The 682-nt window shown below is 76.5% G+C and carries 1 protein-coding gene; it reads right to left on the reverse strand.

Annotated features, from left to right (window positions below; translation table 11 throughout):
• On the reverse strand, nucleotides 1–682 hold a 682-nt coding region (locus tag L2I40_RS24085; RefSeq protein ID WP_456305772.1), incomplete at both ends, for a hypothetical protein.

The following is a 682-nucleotide window of genomic DNA, read 5'->3' on the forward strand; positions in this document are numbered from 1 at the left end:
CGAGCGCCGCCATGCGCTCCCGCGCCGGCGCGGGGTCGCCGGCCACGGCGGCGCGCACCGCGGCGGGCGCGTAGAGCGCGCGATAGGCCTGCTGGAAGCTCGCCCATTCCGGCGTCTGGTTGCGGCCGCGGTTGAGGTGCAGCCCGACCAGCTCCTGCCCGCCATTCGGCGCATGGTCGAACAGCCCGTCGGGCGTCCAGAGCACCCAGCGCAGCGTCTCCGTATGGATGAAGAGCGCGGCCTGCTCGGCCGGACCCTCGGGCCCGATCCGGTACCAGCGGATGGTGCCGTCGCCGAGTGCGGCGACCGCGACACCGTTCGCGAGCGCGAGGCCCCAGGCGGCGGCGGGGATCGCCAGCTCGGCGCGCGGCGTGCCCGTAGGGTCGTAGAGCCGCAGATGCGTGTCGGTGCCGAGCAGGATGCCGCGATCCTCGGGTAGCAGCGCGAGGCTGCGCGCGAACTCGCCCTCGCCCATGCGCAGTGGCGCCTGGCCGAGCCGCGGGCGGTTGGAGTTGCGCCAGTCACTCACCTGCAGCCTGCCGCCGCTGACGCGCGCGGTGGCGAAGCCGGCCTCGGATCCGCCGGGCTGCAGCCGGCCCGCGGCGGCGTCGAAGACGAGCGGCGGCGCACCGGGACGCAGCGCGACGCGCAGCCGCGTGCCGTCGGCGGAGACGCCGAGGCC

Origin of the sequence: Falsiroseomonas oryziterrae (assembly GCF_021864505.1) — a bacterium.
Taxonomy (GTDB): Bacteria; Pseudomonadota; Alphaproteobacteria; order Acetobacterales; family Acetobacteraceae; genus Falsiroseomonas; species Falsiroseomonas oryziterrae.